The following is an 18290-nucleotide window of genomic DNA, read 5'->3' as shown; positions in this document are numbered from 1 at the left end:
TAAGTATGGACGGATGATCCCTCGAACCTGATGGCTCGTCTGTATTCTGTATGAGGAGGCGTCTCTCATGAATAAGCCCCCATCGATGCGTTCCGCCTACACGGCTGCCATCTTGTATGCGGCAATTATCGGCTTTTCCTTTCTGTTCGTCAAAATGGCCCTTACCGCAGCACATCCTCTGGATATGCTGGCCCATCGCTTCTCGGTCGCGCTGATCGCAGCCACCATTCCCCTGCTGATGGGGAAAATCAAGATCAAGGGCAGCTTCCGCGAACTGTGGCCGCTGCTGCCGCTTGCGCTGTTTTATCCGGCAATGTTCTTTTCCTTCCAGACCTTCGGCCTAGTCTACGCCTCATCCTCCGAGACCGGCATTCTGTATGCGCTGCTGCCGATCGTCTCCATGCTGATGGCAGCGATTTTCCTGAAGGAACGCTCGACGCTAACGCAAGGTGTATTCCTGACCCTGTCCGTGGCCGGCGTCCTCTTCATCTTCCTGATGAAGGGCGGCAGCCTCAGCAACACACCGCTTATCGGCACAGTGCTCATCCTGTTGTCCGTACTGTCATCGGCTGGCTACACCATCCTGGTCCGCAAGCTGGTCAAGCGGTTCAGTTCGCTGGAGCTGACTTATGTGATGACGGTCATCGGCTTCGTGACGTTCCATGCCATAGCCATCTCGCGCAATGTAAGCGCAGGCACGTTGGGTGACTACTTCCTGCCCTTCACCCATCTGTCGTTTATCATCTCGATTGCTTATCTGGGTATTCTGTCATCTTTCCTGTCTTCTTACTTGTCCAACTTCGCCTTATCCCGCATGGAGGCGGCCAAGATGACAACCTTCAACCAATTGTCCACCGTGGTGGCGATTTTGGCCGGCGTCGTCTTCCTGCAGGAGAAGCTGGAATGGTTCCATGCAGTAGGCACCGTGATGATTATCGCGGGCGTCATCGGCACAAATACACAGCGCGCGCGAAAGGTTCCTGCGGCCGGTCCCGAACGCAAGGGGGTGCCTTTGGACTCCTAACTCTAGAGTCCCGCTTGATACACTGTCCGTTAGCCAAGCGTTGACATGAGCTATATTAATTTTTGGCAGTGAGGACAAAGCGAATTGGGAGGTGCTTAAGATGAATGAACCGACCTTGAAGAAAGCGATGGATACACTGGAGTTTCTGAGTCAAGACCAAGAAGCCCGGCGCTCATATGAAGAGCGGCAGAAGTTTTTGCATGACGAGGCGTCCATGATCGAATGGGCTACGGAACAAGGTATCGTCAAGGGAGAACAAAAGAAAGCGCTCGAGATTGCCAAGAATATGCTCTCGATAGGACTTGAAGTTTCCGTAGTCGCCAAGGCAAGCGGACTTTCCGAAGCCGATGTCGAGTCGTTGAAGAAGGTTCGATGATCTGCAGACGAAAAAATACAATTAAAAAATCGTCTTTCCCTATGAACAAGGGAGAGACGATTTTTTTCTTAAAGACTGGATGACGCTGGAGCTGACCCTCCGCTTCAGCAGCAGTCTACCGGACCTTCCGCAGCTCCTGCAGGAAGGTCATGATGGCGCCTTGCCCGGCGGGCGGCGACCACGCGTCCATCTGCGCCGCATCGTCCGCGAAGAACCAGGCCAGCTTCGCCTTTAGCTCTTCCATGTAGCCGGACGAAGCCTGGTCTTCCTCATGCAGCGCCTGCAGCAGCGCCGACCAAACCGGCCGCTGCTGACCGAACGAGCGCTCGGGAAACTGGTCGGCTAGTGCCAGGGCATCCGGCAGCGATTCGGTGAGGTATAGCTGTACGGCGAGATAGACCCCAACAAAGCGGTGGCTATCGTCCTGCTCCAGAGCCGTCCGGAGAAGCCGCGACGCTTCCTGAAGCTTGCCCTGCCTCAACAAGCCGATAGCATAGATCGAATCACTATAGGAGCCCGTTTCGCCTACCTCGGCAAGCCAGGCATGATAATGGTCCGCATCGGCCCACTGCCTTTTTTTCAGGCTATCCTCAAGCAGCATGAATACATAATGGCTCGCTGGACTCAGCTCGACCAGCCGCTTCACATAGGGCAGGGCCTCCTCCGGGATGCCCCCTTGCCGCTGTCTCGAAGCCTCCACCTCATATAGGCGAACCAGCATACGTAAGGCATGCAGGTCCGATGCATCGATTTCCAAAGCTTGCCCATAGGCTCGCATCGCCTCCTCGAACTTTCCGTCCAGCAGAAGCCGGTCAGCAGCAGTCAGCTTACGCTGCTGCAGATAGAAGAAGGGCAGCTTGCCCATCGTCTTCTCCTGAAGCCGGTATCCGTCGCTTCGCGTCAGGAGACGGCCCGACGCGTCAAATGCCTCCACACTCCAGGAAAAACGGTTCTCCGGGTTAGCGAAACCAAGTATCGGAATCGGATCAGGCTTCGGCTCCTGACCTTGCTCCGCCATCTTGTAGGAGACACCGAACGGGTGGTTGTACAGCTTCTCGACCAGAATGTCTGCCTGTGTCGCCCCAATGTTCATAGCCAGCACAGAGCCGATCGTCCCATCGCTCAATTGCACCTTGCCGCTCAGATTATAGAAGGCAGCGCCTGCCACCGGTTCCCATTCGAACCGGACATAATCGCCGGTGATGACCTGCTGGTCCACCGGAGCTATAAGCTTCATCAGCGGTTGAAGGATAATATCCCGGTTCACCTTCTCGGCTCCCTTGACGTCGATCCATTCATGATTAGGAACAGGCCAGGTCCAGCCGTCGATCTGCTCGAACCGCAAGCCGAGCTGGAGCTGGTAGCTGTCCGGCAGTACCCCGCTAAACGTGAACCGGCCCTCCGCATCGGTTACCGTCTGATAAGGATCCTCCGGCTGCACGCTGCGACTGGCGGTGCCTCGTTCCCGCAGAAACACCCCTGCGCCGGTCAGCGGCTTGCCGTCGCTTCGCTTGATTGTGCCCGAGACCACAGCTAGTCCCTGCTGCCCCTTGACGACAGCCTGCTCCAGCCTCGACTTCAGCATTTGCAGTTGATCGATCTGAACTGGACTGTTCCCGGTTTGCAGCTGAGGGTGAGTGTCCTGCTGGGAGCTCAGCCGGCGCTCGACCTCCTCCAACGCTTGAGGGATTTGTCCCAGCTGCCCCAGCAGCCGGACGCGCAGATCTGCGATTTTGACGTTTACAAACGAATCATACGATTCCATGTCCTTGAGATTTCCGGTCAGCTCATCCAGCAGCTTTAATCCCCTCTCCGGCTGCCCGGCTGAAGCGTATAGCTTAGCCCGGTCGAGCTGCAGCTCCTTCCACCGGAGATCAGTTGGCCTGCCCGCCATACGATGCTCTGCGGCGACTAACGCCTTCTCCGCCCGTTCCGGCTCCAGCTTGCCGTCATAATACAAAACCAGCTGCCGGGTGGCCCTCACCAGATACCCGTCTACCGGTCCATGTTCGACGTACTCCTCCAGATAGGGCCGCTTCTCGTCTCCGGTCAACTCTGGAACGCCACCCTCATTCTCACCTGCCGAACTCGAATAATCCGGCCCCACATACACCTGATACCTCTGCACGATGGAATCGTCCCCCCGCTCAATGATGGCGGACTTGATCAGCTCCCATCGCCCCTTGCCCGGTTGAGCGGCTTCCAGGGTGTGAAACAGCGTTTCCTTGTCACTGAACGTCCCGTTCAGGACGGCCTGCCGATCCAGATAACGCTGCAGCTGCGGAACAGCGAAGAGGAATAGCACATACAGCAGCGAGGCCGAGAGCAGGCCCAGTACCAGATGCTTGACTTTAACCCTGACCTTCACTTCTCGCCACCGCCTTGTCGAATTCATCCTTCCAATACGTGCTGCCTCCCACCTCGATCAATTCACGGCGTTCCTGAGCGGTGGTCTTCCCTCCGGAGGAGGACGACTGCAGACGATTCACTTCCACGGCGCCGAACAGAACGAGAAACACGAGGCTTACGGGCACGAGCGGGAGCTCAAGCTCCGAATTCCACCAGGATGAGAGCTTCTGTCTCCATCCCTTCGGATGTGTCCGCTCCAGCACCTTGTGCTGACCCGTGAACCGCGTACCGCTCAGTTCTGCATCCAGCCGATCTCTGATGGAATCAGACCCTTGATCATGCGGCTCCAACGTCTCGTATAGCGTATCACCAGCCTGCACTTCACTGCAGCCCTCGGGTCGCGCCCGAACACCCGCAGCTAGCGGCTTGCCAGACCCCAGTCTCTCCGTCTTCTTCTCCTTCTCCTCAGACATCCGCTTCCTCCTCCCGCTCCCAGATCTTCCGCAGCCTCAGGCGCCCCCGGGCCAGCCTGGCTTTGACCGTGTTTTCCTTGCAGCCGGTGTGCGCGGCAATCTCCAACACACTCATCTCCTGGTAGTAATACAGCACAATAACCTCGCGGTACATATAGTCCAGACTCCGAATCGCCACGCTCAGCCGCTCTCTGCCCCAGCTTTCCACGAGCTGCTCTTCGGGAGCCGCATAGCGACCTTGATCCTCGGCCAATTGCTCCACCCAGGCCCATGGAAGCACCTTCCGCCAGCTCCAGGTCCGCATTCTCGTGCGGCAGCAATTGATGACGATTCGCATCAGCCAGCTCCTCAGCCTACTCGGGTCTTGGAGCTGCCCGATGCTCCGATAGGCTTGAACAAATGTATCCTGAACCGCCTCCTCGGCAGTCTGATGATCCTTCACCAGCAGGTAGGCGGTCCGCAGCAGCTCGTCGCCGTACTGCTCCATGAGCACGAGCAGCGCCGCCTCATCCTTCTCCTTCAATCTCCGCACGACATCCAGGCCCGCTCCACCCCCTCCCTATATAGATGCGGGCTGAGCCGTATGAGTTGCACATTTCCATCCCATAGAAAAAAAAGATTAGGACTGCACTTCTTCGATGCACACGCCTTCGTACCTCAGCTCCTCAAAAATCCAACCGGGTCAGATCCGTGTTGATGCCGATAGCCGCACGGCTGCCCTCCGCAGCCGCGACAATCAGCTGTGAGGGCGATGTCCCAGAGATGTCCCCCGCAGCGTAGACGCCCGGAGCAGAGGTCCGGCCGAAGCCATCCGTTATCAGTCCCCCCTGCGGGGTTATCCGGCAGCCTAACGCCCGGCCAAACGGAGCGGCTTGGAACCAGGTCGTCGCCACGAAGCCTCCCGAACGCTCCAGCACCTGACCATCCTCCAGCTGAAGGCTGTGCAGCCTGCCGTTGGCGCCCTGGAGCGAGCGGATCGGCTGTTCATAGACGCCGATTCCCTTCTGCCGCAGTTCTCTGATCTGACTGTCCGTCAAGCATCCCCGGCCGTTCGTGCAGACGAGCAGATCCCGGCTCCATTGACTCACTGTCCTGGCCATTGCAAATGCCTGAGGCTGCTCCGAAATCACCACGAGAGGCTGCCCCTGCAGCTCCCACCCGTCACAATACGGGCAGTTGAACAAGCTGATGCCATAATAGTCACGTATGCCGGGAACGGATGGCAGCGACTCTTGTAGACCTGTGGCCAGCAGAAGCGTACGCGCCGCATAGGACTCGCCCAGGTCAGTGGTCAATCTGAACCCTGAGGATGGGTTCACGCCGACGATCCTCCTCGGACTGCGCTGAACAGCCGGATATCGGCTGAGGTCCCGGTAAGCCGCCTGACGAAATTCCCCAGGCGATATACCGTCCCTTGTAATAAATCCATGGGAGGCTCTTGTGACCGCATGGCGTGGTTTGCTATCGTCGAACAGAATGACCCTGCGTCTTGCCCGGCCAAGCACAAGCGCTGCATTTAAGCCGGCTGGACCGCCGCCGATAATCGCACAATCGAACAACATGGCTGTCTCTCCTTTACAGATGGCCTATCATGCCATGAACATCCTCCATTCCTTATACCTAGTGTATTCGGAGTAGAAGTCTCATTCGTCCGTCTTGGAACAACGAACCTTGTTTATGCTCCTATCCCTTGGCCCGAACGTGGCTTACGGCCCTGTACGGATAGAGCAACCTGCCGGATTTCCTCATCCGAAGAAGATTAAACTACGCAAGACGTTCCCCGTGGAACAGCGTCTGAGCACATCATATCCCAGGACAAATATCACTTCCCCCAGAACAAACTCCCCAAACCTCCCCTGGGTGCTGCCACAACACTGCGAGCGACACAGTAAAGAGCCTGCGGTTCACCCACAGGCTCTTTGGCCCATATATACTTTGCAGTCAGTCCACAGACTTGACCGAAGCCCGCGCCTGGCTCTCCAGCTGACTGCGAATGCCTGTGCGGTCAATCTGAATCCAATATTCCGCAATCCGTTCTTCCTCTACCCGATATACGGCGCTCGCGATCTCGATCACCGGCAGACCGGTCGGTGCGAAGCCATCCGTCTCGCCCACATGAGTACCTCTCTGCTTCCATCGGACATATACCTTATTTCCTTGAGCGATCAGCTCCTGGATATCCAATTCAAAGGTACCGAAGGCCTCCTGCATCTCGCGGACGTGGTCCGCATAGTCATCAGGCGTCCTCTCCACCGTTACCTCCTGCTCGGCCGTCATCTGATGAGCCAGCACCCGCGGTGCCATGTATTTTTGAGCATCCCCGAGCTCGCGCCCGGAGCGGACTTTTTCGAAAAAAAGCCGGACTACCTCCTCAGCCGTCAACGCCATACTCTCACACTCCATTTCTCAACTCAAGAATTCCTCAAAGAAATTTACACACTCCGAAAGCCTAACTCCGCTTTTAGTTGAATAATAATGTCCTTCATCGAATACGTTAGGTTGAATATGCTACCGTCATGTTACGTAAAGGAGCGTGTCTGCATGAATCCCAAGTCTTCCAACCCGGCAGCCTCTGAGGAAATCCCGCAGCCCATCCGGGCAGATGGAGCTGGCGCTACCGACCCGGGTCCCCGTGACATTTGGCGGGATATCCAGAATCCCGATCTTCTCGTGCCTCCGATCACCGATGCCGGTACCGTTCCCAACCTGAAGTTCTCCTTCTCCGACACGCATATGCGACTAGAGCCAGGCGGCTGGTCCCGGGAAGTCACGATGCGGGAGCTCCCGATCGCCACGACGCTGGCCGGGGTCAACATGCGCCTCACGCCCGGTGGCGTCCGGGAGCTGCACTGGCACAAGCAGGCGGAGTGGTCCTATATGCTGCTGGGTCGTGCCCGCATCACTGCCGTGGATCAGCAGGGCCGCCGGATGATCGCCGACCTCGGCCCGGGCGATCTGTGGTACTTCCCTCCGGGCATCCCTCACTCGATCCAGGGATTAGAGGAGGGCTGTGAGTTCCTGCTTGTCTTCAATGACGGCGACTTCACCGACAATGACACCTTCGCCATCAGCGACTGGTTCGCCCATACGCCCCGAGATGTGCTGGCTGCCAATTTCGGCGTGCCGGAGAGCGCCTTCGCCCATATCCCTGCAGGCGAACGCTACATGTTCCAAGCATCGGTCCCCGGTCCCATCGCCGAAGAAACAGGCCCCGATCCTTATGGCACAGTCCCGCTGAGCTTTACGCACCGGCTGCTCGCCCAGAAGCCGCTGATCACACCCGGCGGATCGGTAAGGATCGTCGACTCCTCAAATTTCCCCATCTCGACTGCGATCGCCGCAGCCTTGGTCGAGGTGAAGCCGGGTGCCATGCGCGAGCTGCATTGGCATCCAAATAACGATGAGTGGCAGTATTACCTAAGCGGGGAAGGCCGGATGACGGCCTTTGCTTCCGGCGGCAAGGCACGGACCTTTGACTTCCGTGCAGGAGACGTCGGCTATGTCCCGTTTGCGTTCGGCCATTATGTCCAGAATACAGGCAGCACCAGCCTATGGTTCCTAGAAATGTTCCAAAGCGACCGCTTCGCCGACATCTCGCTGAATCAATGGATGGCTCTGACCCCTCCTGATCTCATACGCGATACGCTGCATGTCGGCGATGAACTGATCCATGCCCTGCGCAAAGAAAAATGGCCGGTCGTGTCCTACAGCCACCCGTCCAAGTCTTAATCGCGATGCCGCAGGCAATCTTGCTTAGAGCTGCCTGGGAGCGCGAAACATAGCGATCCTCTCGTGGCAGCCGGGCAAGCCTGCTAGATCTGCCGCAGCAGCGCTATACCCGCCCCGCCCGCGTCTCAACATCCGACAGGCCGCCAGATTCGATTCTGGCGGCTTCATTCACCCAAGCTCCATCGCCTGGCCCAGCTGGACCAGCTTGTTCATAGTCTGCCAATTCCGGGTCGTCGCCGCAACCTTCAGCTTCTTCTCCAGAAAGTTATTGGAGAATAGAGACTTCCCCAGGCCTTGGCGGCACAAGATGTATACCTCGTCGCCAGCCAGATGGTAATCGTCGATGTCGCTGCGGCAGGCCAGCAGCCGCTCGATTCCCTCCGGGGAGGGAGACTCAGCGAGCAGCGCGGCGTACAGACTCTCACCTGGAGCTAACGTGTCCGCAGGGAACGGACAATTAGCGAGGATGTGGACGAGCTCATCCAGTGTCCGGATCACCACCGGCACCTGATAACCAAAGACTTCCTCAATCCCCCGCTCGATCCGCTTGGACAGCGGCTCTTCGCCCTGCTGCGGCTCCGCCGATTCGAACAGCACATTGCCGCTTTGGATATATGTCTGCACACGAGAGAACCCAAGCTCTTCGAACATGCGCTTCAGCTCCGTCATCTTGATCAGCTTCTGTCCGCTGACGTTAATCCCGCGAAGCAGCGCAATATACACGCCCATGCTTTACCCTCCTCCGCTATTGTATGATGACGCTGGCTAACCTAGGCAATTAGCGCTTGCGCAGCACACGGGCCAGCACGAGAATAATCGGCGATAGCAGCACAGCCGATACGGTCAAGGATGCCCGCAGCGACCAGCGGGTACCGACCCAGCCGACCAGCGGTCCTCCCCCGATCTGCCCCAGAGCATCGGACTGTCCCATCATCGAGAGCACGGTAGCCCGGGACTTCCCTTCGATATGCTGATTGAGCCAGGTTTCGTACATCGGTTGATAAAGCGTTCCGATCAGTCCAACCAGCAGCACGGCCCCGATGGCCCAGGCAAAGTCCGGTGCGAAGGCGAACGACACCATCGCTCCGATCCGAAGCGCCATCAGCACCATCAGACTGACAGCCACGATCTGCGGCTTATTCACATCCAGGCGCTTCTCCACGATCCACAGCAACGCCGAGCCGACAATGGCGGTTGTCGCCGAGATGATCCCGAACCAGGCTGCCATCGATAGCGGGACGTCCGCCGGGAAGCCGATTCCTTGCATCAGATGTGCGCCCCAGAGACGGTCGTATCCCTCCGAAGCGGCCCCTGACAGCACCGTTACGATCACTATGAAGATCAGGACCGGCTGATTGCGGATGACCCGCAAACCTGACAGCCAGGTGTCTTTCATTTCTATCCAAGGTCCGCTCCCGGCCGCACGAGGCTGGCGCTCGAAGGCGGTCTCCTTCATCCAGATGATGAGGAAGAGACCCAGCAGTCCGTACAAGACCCCGACGCTGATCAGCGGCAGACTCGGAGACAGCTGATACAGTCCTACACCTATACCGATGCCTGTCAGGGAGGCGACCTGTCCGAAGCGGTTGGCGCGCAGAAACAGCAGGCCCATCTTTTCCTCGCCGACCTCATCCACTACCCATGCCGTTTCCGCTCCACTGATGAACGTATGCCCGAGACCGAACAGAACTTGAGCCAGCAGGAGCCAGCCGAACATCGGGATGACCGGCACCAGCGATTCGAAGGTAACGACCAAGCCCTGCAGAGCGAAGCCTGATCCGACAATAAACATGCCGATAATAACGGAAATACGCCGGCCGTACGTATCCGCCACCACCCCGGTCAAGCCCTCGAACACGAGGACAGCCGCCTCCAGCACCACACCTACGATAAGCAATTGCAATGGATTCAGCCCGAGGGCTGCAACCAGATAAAGTGTAAACGTTGTAGCCATCGTCGAATGGGCAAGCGCCCCGACCGACCGGATGATCATAAAAACAGTTGATGCTGAAAACATAGAGAAGACCCCGCCCTCCCGGCAAACGCAGGGTCACTCAGACCGGCTTCATCGTTCCCAAGTCAGGCCTGCATGCACCCGGCGCGCCGATTCAAATTTTGTCGGCTACTTGCCATAGTCTGGGAAAATCCGTTGCTCTTTCGCATTCCTGGACACCTCCGTAATTTGATTATTCTCTATTATAAAGATCGCCGTCTGCAGCACAAGAGAAAAAATAAATGATACCCATTCGCTGCAAAGTTGCCGTTACTCCTGCCGATCCAGTGGGTAAGTAAATAAACGTCAGCACCGGTCGTTACCGGGGAACGTGAAACTTACATACGCCAAGGAGGCTGGGCAGATGGAGCGCAATCATACGATCATGCAATTTTTTGAATGGCAGGTTGAGCCGGACGGCAGGCACTGGGAGAGGCTGCAGGAGCAGGCTCCCGAGCTTAAGCGGCAGGGCATCGATGCCATCTGGCTTCCACCCGTGACCAAGAGCAATTCCCTCACCGATACGGGCTACAGCGTCTATGACCTGTACGATCTGGGTGAATTCGATCAGAAGGGCGGGGTCCGCACGAAGTACGGAACCAAGCAGCAGCTGCAGGAGGCCATCGCCGCCTGCAAGGAGCAGGGATTGGCCGTTTACGTGGATGTGGTGATGAATCATAAGGCCGGTGCGGATGAAAAGGAAACGTTCCAGGTCGTCGAGGTCAATCCCGAGAACCGGACAGAGGATATTTCCGAGCCATTCGATATCGAGGGCTGGACCCGGTTTATATTTCCCGGCCGAGGAGGGGCGTATTCAGAGTTTCAATGGAGCTTCGAGCACTTCAACGGCACCGACTATGACGCCAAGGAAGACCGGTCGGGAATCTTCCGCATCGTCGGCGAGAATAAGCATTGGAATGAGCATGTGGACCTGGAGTTTGGCAATTACGACTACCTGATGTATGCCAATATCGATTACAGCCATCCGGTCGTGCAGGAGGAAATGATCGCCTGGGGCCAGTGGTTGGCCCGTACGCTGGATTGCGATGGCTTCCGCCTCGACGCCATCAAGCATATCAATCATGAATTCATCCGGGCGTTCACTGCCGCAATCGCTCGGGAGCGCGGGGAGAATTTCTATATCGTCGGGGAGTTCTGGAATCCGGAGCTGAGCGCCTGCCAGCAGTTCTTGGACACTGTGGACTATGCCATCGATTTATTTGACGTCTCGCTCCACTATAAGCTGCACGAAGCGTCGCAAGCTGGGAGGGACTTCGACCTGCGGACGATTTTCGATGATACGCTCGTCCAGACCCATCCGACCCACACGGTGACCTTCGTGGACAATCACGACTCGCAGCCGCATGAAGCACTGGAGTCCTGGGTGAAAGACGGGTTCAAGCAGAGTGCCTACGCGCTGATCTTGCTTCGGGAGGAGGGTTATCCCTGCGTCTTCTACGGCGATTATTACGGCATTGGGGGCGAGCAGCCGATAGAAGGAAAGAAGGCCGCCATCGATCCGCTCCTGTACGCTCGCTATCACAAAGCCTATGGCGAGCAGGACGATTACTTCGATCATCCCAATACGATAGGCTGGGTACGGCACGGTCATCCGGATATCGGGCAGTCCGGCTGCGCCGTTGTCCTCTCGAATGGGGAGGCTGGAGATAAACGGATGCATGTCGGCGAACAGCGGGCCAGCGAAAGCTGGGCCGATCTGACCGGAAATCGGGAGGATCGGGTTACAATCGGAGAGGACGGCTGGGCCGTCTTCCCGGTCAACGGGGGCAGCGTATCCGTCTGGGCCCTTCCCGGACAGGATGCCAGCTGAGGGCGAAGCAGGCTTGGAGCAGAGAGCAGAACAGAGGCTATTTGGACTTGAAGACCAGAATGCCCACCAGCATGATGCCAATGCCGATGGCCTTATTCCAGGCCCAGGGGGTCTTGGCAGCCCCAAACAGACCGAAGGTGTCGATGGCCAAAGCGAAAATAAGCTGAGCAGCGAGTAGAATTGCGACCGAGTAGGCGGGACCGAGCTGACCGATTCCTTTCATAACGGAAAATACGATCATGACGCCAAGCGCCCCTCCGAGCAGATAGCCCTTGTTCACACTTTGCAACGAGCTGAAGCTGCCATCGCGCAGCCATGCGTAGAGAAGCAAGGAGATCAGAAAGCCCGAGCCGTGTACGATCGTATTCGTCAGCCAGAAGCCGGCTTTCTCACTGACCCGGGTGTTCAGTACGCCCTGGACGGCCACGCACAGTCCGGCCAGCAGCGAATACAGGATGCCTGCCATGATAAATTCCTCCGTATCTTCTATTCTTCCATCAAATGTAACGATGATTATGGGCCAGCTCTCTCAAGCGGGATTCGTCCAATACGCGCAGTCCTCCGCGCTTGCGCTCCACCACGCCCTCCTGCGTCAATCGGGCGATGACGCGGTTCAGGTGCCGATAGCTGGTCCCGAGCAGCTCGGCCATCTCGCCGAGCGTGGATGTGCGAAGCTCTCTCGCCCTCCCGGAGCTGGCGGGGTCCTGATCGGGCAGCAAGGCAAGCAGGTAGCTCGCGAACCGGTTCTCCAGCGGATAGAGCCGGTTCAAGGCTGTCGATTGTCCATTCGTGAAGAGCTTATGGCTCAAATTCCGGATCATGAACTGGAGGAACGCCGGATTGTCCATCTCTTTCTCCAGCAGGCATTCGCGGCTGACGAACAGCAGCATCGTGGCACCTACCGCTTCCACCGTATTGCCCACGGGATAGCGGGCCATCCATTCCACATCGCCGATGAGTGTCGGCGGCTCCGTGAACCGCAGCAGCATCGTTTTGCCGTTGGGCAGCGAGGTATGAATCTTCAAGCGACCCTTCACGAGCACCTGCAGCCCTTCCAGATAGTCACCGATCGCACAGACGATTTCCCGGTCGGTATAGATCCGCAGCTCCATCGCAGCGATAACCTCAGGATGAAAGACAGGCAGAAGTCCATTTCGTTCTACCAGCTCCTGTATGGCGTGCCTATCCCTGCTGCGTTCCATGGCATGTCCCCCGTATCTTGATCTAGCATCTGCATACCTTTCTTCTCCCTAGTGTACTTCAGATAGGACAAGCAGCAAAAGGACATATGTCCTATCGGAAAACGGCCCGGCCCCCGGCAGAGCTGCAGCTTACTCCGCGTCTTGTGCAAGTCCAACCGTTGCTGACCTCGTGAAACGGACGCACCTGCCGACAAACAGCCAAAGAGCACCCCGCCACGGACGGGGTGCTCTCTGGGTTAAATAAACAGGATTAAGCTAGCTTGCCGGGAAGCTCCAGCGAGTCGCCCTGAAGCAGAGACTCTTCGTCTTCCTCCGGCTCTGAAGCCGGCTGACCGTCGGGATTAAACTGATTCTCACTCTTGGCGATGACGATCGTAGCCACGCTGTTGCCAATAATGTTCGTGATCGCCCGGGCCTCGGACATAAAGCGGTCGACACCGATCAGCAGCGCCATGCCTTCGATTGGAATGACATTGTTCGGGATGGCGGCCAGGGTCGCGGCCAGCGTAACAAAACCGGAGCCGGTAATGCCCGCTGCGCCCTTGGAGGTCAGCATCAGCACGCCGAGGAACGTCAGCACCTGGATCCAATTCAGCTCGATGCCGTAAGCCTGTGCGATGAATAAACCCGCCATCGACAGGTAGATCGACGTACCGTCCAGATTAAACGAGTACCCGGTCGGCACAACCAGCCCAACGACAGGCTTGGAGGCGCCGAATCTCTCCAGCTTCTGCATGATGCGCGGCAGTGCGGATTCGGATGAAGACGTACCGAGTACGAGCATCAGCTCTTCCTTGATGAACGCCAGCAGCTTGATCAGACTGAAGCCATAGATCCGGGCGATGGTACCGAGCACGATAAAGATGAACAACGCCATGGTGACGTACACGGAGCCCATCATTTTACCGAGAGAGAATAAGGAATGAACTCCGAATTTGCCGATCGTGTAGGACATAGCACCAAATGCCGCGATCGGAGAAAATTTCATAATCATGGCGACGATCCGAAAGAAAATATCGTTCAGCTTCTGAAACAGCACCGTAACCGGCTTGGCTTTCTCACCGAATCCAGCCAGTGCCAGACCGAACAACACGGAGAAGAACAAGACCGGGAGCATATCACCCTTGGCGAAGGCGCCGATCACATTATCCGGCACGATGCCCATCACGAAGTCCAGGAAGCCGTGGCTGCTGTCGGCAGCTTGCTTGGTGTACTTGGCAACATCTGCAGCCTTGACGCCGCTTGTATTCATCCCGTGACCCGGCTGGATTAGATACATCACCCCTACGCCGATGACCATGGCGAACGTGGTAATGAACTCGAAATACAGCAGCGCCTTACCGCCGATCCGGCCGATTTTCTTCATATCGCCCATGCCGGAGAAGCCGATGACGATGGTGAAGAACACGATGGGGGCAATGACCATCTTGATCATTTTGATAAAGACATCCGATAAAACCTTCAGGTTATCCGCTTGTTGAGGGAACAGCTGTCCGACGGCAATGCCAAGCACGATGGCGATCAGGACCTGTACCGTTAAGTTTTTGGCAAGTCTCATAAGAATCCTCCTCTGTGTAACGATAGCGCTTTCATCTCATGAACACATGATATCGCTTTCAGAGGAGGCGGGGAAGAATTAGACCATATTGGTGATTATGGTCTTTTTGGTCTCGGTCTTACTTGCGGGCGGTCCACCGGTACCGGTTCACAGGCCTGCCGATGCCGCCATATTCAATATCGAGCTTCACCTGCCCGGTCTTCTCCAGATGGTCGAGGTAGCGGCGTGCCGTCACCCTGGCCAGTCCTACGCCATCGGCTACCTCTTCGGCCGACTGCGAGGTCTGCTGACGCAACAGATACAGGATGACCTGCTTCATCGTCAGCTCCTGCAGTCCCTTGGGCAGCTCCCCCGAGATCAACGGAAGGGATGAAGCAGCGTGATCTGCGGACGAGTCCTCCAAGCCGCGTACCTGCTCAGGAAGCACAGTCTGCGGACTACGCAGCAACCGGTCCAGCTCCTCCTGGGACAGCGGAGACTGCTGGCCGAATCTCATCTTGATCGAGCTGTAATTATTCAGCGCGTCCCGCACCCGCTCGAACTTGAACGGCTTGACGATATAATCCAGAGCACCCTGGTGCAGCATCCACTGGATCGTCGGAATATCGTTGGCCGCGGTGATGACGATCGCATCGACGGGCAGCTTCTCCTCCCGGATCTGCCGCAGCACCTCCGTCCCGTTCTCCCCGGGCATATAGATGTCGAGGATGATCAGATCGGGGAGAAGCTCCCGAACCTTTGCCAGCCCTTCCAAGCCATTGCCGGCGGTCGCAACTACGTGGAATCCGGGCACGCGCTCCACGAATTGCCGGTTCACCTCCAGCACCATCGGATCATCCTCAATCAGTACGACTTGAAACATGTCCACCCTCCTCGCTCTCGCTTTCGCTCATGGGGAAGGTCAGGATAAAGCTCGTTCCCGCCCCTGGCTCCGATTCTACGTCCAGCGTGCCTCCGCACTTGTGCACGATCTGTCCGATCAGGAATAGACCGATCCCCTGATGCGGGCCCGTCTTCGTCGAGAAGCCCCGCTCCAGCATCCGCCGCTTCGCCTCCGCACTCATCCCGCTCCCATTGTCCTCGACGAGGATGGATAGCAGCTCCTCATCCTGCGCGATGCTGATGAAAATCTCGCGGTGGCCTTCGCGGCTCATCAACGCGTCGAAGGCGTTCTCTACCAGGTTGCCCAGGATGATCACCATGTCATGCGGGTCGAACCGCTCCGGGAACCGCTTCATGCGGCTCTCCGGGTCCAGCCTCACCTCGATGCCGAGCTCGCGGCCCCGGCTGATCTTGCCCAGCAGCAGGCCGGCCACGCTCTCGTCGGCGATTTTGCTCGCGATAAAGCTGTTCTGCTCCGACCGGTCCTCAATGGTCTGGAACAAGTAGTCCAGCGCCTTCTGCTTGTGATCTAGCTGGATCAGCCCGCCGATCGTATGCAGCTTGTTCATATGCTCGTGATTCTGCACCCGCAGCGCATCGATAAATGCCTTGACGCCGGTCAGCTCCTCAGCAATCCGGGTGACCTCCGTGCGGTCCTGAAAGATCGCGACCGCGCCGACGGTCGTATTGCGGACCTTGATCGGCACCCGGTTGCTCATGATGATGACCGGTCCCATGTGCAGCTCTTCGTTGTATACGCCGTGATCGAGGGCCAGAATCTCCGGCAGACGCGTGCTCGGCAGCACCTCGCGGATCTGGCGACCCAGCACCTCGCCTTGAATATGGAGCATGCTCTTGGCCTTGTCGTTAAACACGGTCACCCGCTCGCGGCTATCGATCGCAATGACGCCCTCATGCATCGCATTGAAGGTAGCGGTCCGCTCGACCAGCAGTTGGGCGATCTCATCCGGCTCCAGCCGGAACATCTGCTCCTTGATGTGACGGGAGAGCATCCAGGAGCCCCAGACGCCGAACAGCAGCGATAAGAACAGCGTCACATACATCTGCCCGCCCAGCTCGCCGATCACATCGCGCAGGCTAGGCACCATCTGCCCGACAAGGACGACGCCCACCTGATCATGCGCCTCGTTCATCACCGGGACGAAGGCGCGCAGTGCCGTCCCTTTCTCACCTTTGGCCTTGGACAAATAAGTATGCTCCGCAAAGGCCGAGTGCTCGTCCTCTCCATGGGACCGCTCCCCGATCCGCGCCTCGGACGGATGCGACCACCGGACCATGGCCATGTCCATCACGACGATATAGTCGACATCGTTGATGATCCGGATGCGCTCGGCGGTCGGTTGAATGTCGCCGTGGTGAGCCGGATCTTCCAGAGCGGCGGAGATCGACGGCAAGCCGGCCACGGTCCGCGCCGTGACGAGGAGGCGCTGACCCAGCCCCTCCTCCTGCATGTGCAGCACGCGGCCCAGCAGGATCACGGCTCCGATGCTGATCGCGAACAGCACGATGCCGAAGGATAGCAGCGTAATCTTCCAATTCATGCGCATTCTCAGCATACCTGCCATCGCCCTCCTCCTCCCTTCGCACGCGGCGGTTCTACGATCATCATACAATATGTTACACTGATTACAACATGCAGACATGGGGGGCACCCTGAGAAATGAGAAAATGGTCCGGCATCGCACTGTTTGTTGTACTCGGGTTTGCCACCGCCGTAGGCTTCGGCTTCTTCGCACAGTTCACGAGCGCGCCGCGCTATCACGACGACGAGCAGCAGGGACTAAGCGAGCAGACGGTGATCCGCTTCAGCTTCATCGTGGCGGAGAATACGCCCAAAGGGCTAGCCGCCCAGGAATTCGCCCGGCTCGTCAGGCAGAAGACGAACGACATCATCCAGGTGCAGCTGTTCCCGAACGGAACTCTGTATAACGAAACCGATGAAATAACGGCGCTGCAGCGGGGCAGCATCCAGATGGTTGCGCCAAGCTTCTCCAACATCTCCGAGATCGTCCCGGACTGGATGGCGATGGACCTGCCCTTCGCCTTCGCGAATGAAGAGGCTGTACAGAATGCCTTTCACGGCAAGCTCGGGGACATGCTGATGAAGAAGCTGGAAGCCAAAGGCATGATCGGACTCGCCTTCTGGCCGAATGGCTTCCAGCAGATGACCTCCAACCGGGGTGAGCTGATCCATCCCCAGGATTTCCGCGGTCTGAAGTTTCGCATTTTGCCCAGCAGGGTGATCGAGTCCCAGTTCCGGCAGCTTGAGGCGAGCACCGTGCGCATTCCCTTCAACCAGGTATACCGCTCCATGGAGTCGAGCATTGTCGACAGCGGGGAGAACACGATCTCCAATATTTACTCCCGCAAGCTGTATCAGGTTCAGCGGTATCTGACGGTAAGCAACCATGCTTATCTCGGCTATGGCGTGCTGATGAATAAGGAATTCTGGGCCCGGTTAAAGCCGGAAGAGCAGCGGGCGGTGACCGAAGCCATGGAGGAAGCGACGGCTTGGGCCAACCGCAATTCCGCCGCGCTGACCCAGAAGCAGTGGGAGGAGCTGAAGAAGACGGGCGGGATGGACATTCACAACCTGACGCCAGAGGAGCGGCAGGAATGGCAGCAGGCTCTGGAGCCGGTCTATGAGGAGATGCGCCCCCATATCGGCAAGGACGTGATGGACGCCGTGCAGGAGCTGCGACGCGCTTATAGGGATGCTGCTCCGGAGGTGTATCCACTGTAAGCGGCGGTTGCAGACCCACCCTATTTCAGTTATAATCGTCTCTAACTTCGATTCGAGGAGATGGAACCCATGTATGCGTTCATACTGAATCAACTCCATCATCACAAGC

General features: G+C 57.6%; 16 protein-coding genes and 1 pseudogene. 5 read left to right on the top strand and 12 right to left on the bottom strand.

Translation table 11 applies throughout. From position 1 onward, the window contains the following. Positions 1-67 precede the first annotated feature (67 nt). On the top strand, positions 68-1024 hold the full coding sequence (locus WMW72_RS14535; protein WP_341416209.1) for a DMT family transporter: 957 nt from the start codon (positions 68-70) through the stop codon (positions 1022-1024). A gap of 52 nt (positions 1025-1076) precedes the next feature. Next, positions 1077-1400 (top strand): annotated as a pseudogene (locus tag WMW72_RS14530) (Rpn family recombination-promoting nuclease/putative transposase); the annotation flags it as partial. Positions 1401-1515: 115 nt separating this feature from the next. On the opposite strand, the gene WMW72_RS14525 reads toward WMW72_RS14530, so the two are convergent. The 5 genes from WMW72_RS14525 to WMW72_RS14505 form a co-directional block, all read right to left on the bottom strand. Continuing rightward, positions 1516-3768 (bottom strand): carboxypeptidase regulatory-like domain-containing protein, encoded by a 2253-nt coding sequence (locus WMW72_RS14525; protein WP_341416208.1) that lies wholly within the window; start codon positions 3766-3768, stop codon positions 1516-1518. Then, positions 3752-4222 carry a hypothetical protein gene (locus tag WMW72_RS14520; RefSeq protein WP_341416207.1) on the bottom strand — a complete coding sequence of 157 codons (471 nt, stop codon included), beginning with the start codon at positions 4220-4222 and terminating at the stop codon, positions 3752-3754. Before WMW72_RS14520 ends, WMW72_RS14525 begins: the two co-directional genes overlap by 17 nt. Beyond that, positions 4215-4754 (bottom strand): sigma-70 family RNA polymerase sigma factor, encoded by a 540-nt coding sequence (locus WMW72_RS14515; protein ID WP_341416206.1) that lies wholly within the window; start codon positions 4752-4754, stop codon positions 4215-4217. Before WMW72_RS14515 ends, WMW72_RS14520 begins: the two co-directional genes overlap by 8 nt. Positions 4755-4887: 133 nt before the next feature. Beyond that, positions 4888-5784: an NAD(P)/FAD-dependent oxidoreductase gene (locus WMW72_RS14510; protein WP_341416205.1), complete on the bottom strand. Its 897-nt coding sequence runs from the start codon at positions 5782-5784 to the stop codon at positions 4888-4890. Positions 5785-6163: 379 nt separating this feature from the next. Continuing rightward, on the bottom strand, positions 6164-6604 hold the full coding sequence (locus WMW72_RS14505; protein WP_341416287.1) for an ester cyclase: 441 nt from the start codon (positions 6602-6604) through the stop codon (positions 6164-6166). Between the two features lie 159 nt (positions 6605-6763). On the opposite strand from WMW72_RS14505, the gene WMW72_RS14500 reads away from it, so the two are divergent. Beyond that, positions 6764-7951: an oxalate decarboxylase family bicupin gene (locus tag WMW72_RS14500; RefSeq protein ID WP_341416204.1), complete on the top strand. Its 1188-nt coding sequence runs from the start codon at positions 6764-6766 to the stop codon at positions 7949-7951. 168 nt (positions 7952-8119) lie between these two features. Here the strand turns inward: WMW72_RS14500 and WMW72_RS14495 are convergent, their stop codons facing one another. Continuing rightward, positions 8120-8680 (bottom strand): DUF1697 domain-containing protein, encoded by a 561-nt coding sequence (locus tag WMW72_RS14495; protein ID WP_341416203.1) that lies wholly within the window; start codon positions 8678-8680, stop codon positions 8120-8122. A gap of 49 nt (positions 8681-8729) precedes the next feature. After that, positions 8730-9944 carry an MFS transporter gene (locus WMW72_RS14490; RefSeq protein WP_341416201.1) on the bottom strand — a complete coding sequence of 405 codons (1215 nt, stop codon included), beginning with the start codon at positions 9942-9944 and terminating at the stop codon, positions 8730-8732. A 364-nt stretch (positions 9945-10308) separates the two neighbouring features. On the opposite strand from WMW72_RS14490, the gene WMW72_RS14485 reads away from it, so the two are divergent. Continuing rightward, on the top strand, positions 10309-11775 hold the full coding sequence (locus WMW72_RS14485; protein ID WP_341416200.1) for an alpha-amylase: 1467 nt from the start codon (positions 10309-10311) through the stop codon (positions 11773-11775). Positions 11776-11812: 37 nt separating this feature from the next. Here WMW72_RS14485 and WMW72_RS14480 read toward each other — a convergent pair whose 3' ends face one another. From WMW72_RS14480 to WMW72_RS14460, 5 genes are all read right to left on the bottom strand, one after another. Next, positions 11813-12241: a DMT family transporter gene (locus WMW72_RS14480; protein ID WP_341416199.1), complete on the bottom strand. Its 429-nt coding sequence runs from the start codon at positions 12239-12241 to the stop codon at positions 11813-11815. Between the two features lie 31 nt (positions 12242-12272). Then, a complete protein-coding gene (locus tag WMW72_RS14475) occupies positions 12273-12977 on the bottom strand; it encodes a Crp/Fnr family transcriptional regulator (RefSeq protein ID WP_341416197.1) in 705 nt (234 codons plus the stop codon). 250 nt (positions 12978-13227) lie between these two features. Then, the gene (locus WMW72_RS14470) at positions 13228-14535 is read right to left on the bottom strand and encodes a dicarboxylate/amino acid:cation symporter (RefSeq protein WP_341416196.1); all 1308 of its coding nucleotides are present in this window, start codon (positions 14533-14535) and stop codon (positions 13228-13230) included. A gap of 118 nt (positions 14536-14653) precedes the next feature. Then, positions 14654-15397 (bottom strand): response regulator, encoded by a 744-nt coding sequence (locus WMW72_RS14465; RefSeq protein ID WP_341416195.1) that lies wholly within the window; start codon positions 15395-15397, stop codon positions 14654-14656. Continuing rightward, positions 15375-16994 carry an ATP-binding protein gene (locus WMW72_RS14460; RefSeq protein ID WP_341416286.1) on the bottom strand — a complete coding sequence of 540 codons (1620 nt, stop codon included), beginning with the start codon at positions 16992-16994 and terminating at the stop codon, positions 15375-15377. The genes WMW72_RS14465 and WMW72_RS14460 overlap by 23 nt, the downstream gene beginning before the upstream one ends. Positions 16995-17098: 104 nt before the next feature. On the opposite strand from WMW72_RS14460, the gene WMW72_RS14455 reads away from it, so the two are divergent. Next, positions 17099-18181 carry a DctP family TRAP transporter solute-binding subunit gene (locus WMW72_RS14455; RefSeq protein ID WP_341416194.1) on the top strand — a complete coding sequence of 361 codons (1083 nt, stop codon included), beginning with the start codon at positions 17099-17101 and terminating at the stop codon, positions 18179-18181. The last annotated feature ends 109 nt before the right edge of the window (positions 18182-18290 follow it).

This window comes from Paenibacillus filicis, from assembly GCF_038070315.1.
GTDB lineage: Bacteria > Bacillota > Bacilli > Paenibacillales > NBRC-103111 > Paenibacillus_G > Paenibacillus_G filicis.
Note: the sequence above shows the minus strand (reverse complement) of the source record. Positions and strands in the feature narration are given on the sequence as shown.

Excerpts from the sequence above, each read along its gene's own strand:
- WMW72_RS14535 (WP_341416209.1), top strand. The coding sequence starts at position 68 with ATGAATAAGCCCCCATCGATGCGTTCCGCCTACACGGCTGCCATCTTG.
- WMW72_RS14520 (WP_341416207.1), bottom strand. The coding sequence starts at position 4,222 with ATGTCTGAGGAGAAGGAGAAGAAGACGGAGAGACTGGGGTCTGGCAAG.
- WMW72_RS14510 (WP_341416205.1), bottom strand. The coding sequence starts at position 5,784 with ATGTTGTTCGATTGTGCGATTATCGGCGGCGGTCCAGCCGGCTTAAAT.
- WMW72_RS14500 (WP_341416204.1), top strand. The coding sequence starts at position 6,764 with ATGAATCCCAAGTCTTCCAACCCGGCAGCCTCTGAGGAAATCCCGCAG.
- WMW72_RS14495 (WP_341416203.1), bottom strand. The coding sequence starts at position 8,680 with ATGGGCGTGTATATTGCGCTGCTTCGCGGGATTAACGTCAGCGGACAG.
- WMW72_RS14490 (WP_341416201.1), bottom strand. The coding sequence starts at position 9,944 with ATGATCATCCGGTCGGTCGGGGCGCTTGCCCATTCGACGATGGCTACA.
- WMW72_RS14485 (WP_341416200.1), top strand. The coding sequence starts at position 10,309 with ATGGAGCGCAATCATACGATCATGCAATTTTTTGAATGGCAGGTTGAG.
- WMW72_RS14480 (WP_341416199.1), bottom strand. The coding sequence starts at position 12,241 with ATGGCAGGCATCCTGTATTCGCTGCTGGCCGGACTGTGCGTGGCCGTC.
- WMW72_RS14475 (WP_341416197.1), bottom strand. The coding sequence starts at position 12,977 with ATGGAACGCAGCAGGGATAGGCACGCCATACAGGAGCTGGTAGAACGA.
- WMW72_RS14470 (WP_341416196.1), bottom strand. The coding sequence starts at position 14,535 with ATGAGACTTGCCAAAAACTTAACGGTACAGGTCCTGATCGCCATCGTG.
- WMW72_RS14465 (WP_341416195.1), bottom strand. The coding sequence starts at position 15,397 with ATGTTTCAAGTCGTACTGATTGAGGATGATCCGATGGTGCTGGAGGTG.
- WMW72_RS14460 (WP_341416286.1), bottom strand. The coding sequence starts at position 16,994 with ATGCTGAGAATGCGCATGAATTGGAAGATTACGCTGCTATCCTTCGGC.
- WMW72_RS14455 (WP_341416194.1), top strand. The coding sequence starts at position 17,099 with ATGAGAAAATGGTCCGGCATCGCACTGTTTGTTGTACTCGGGTTTGCC.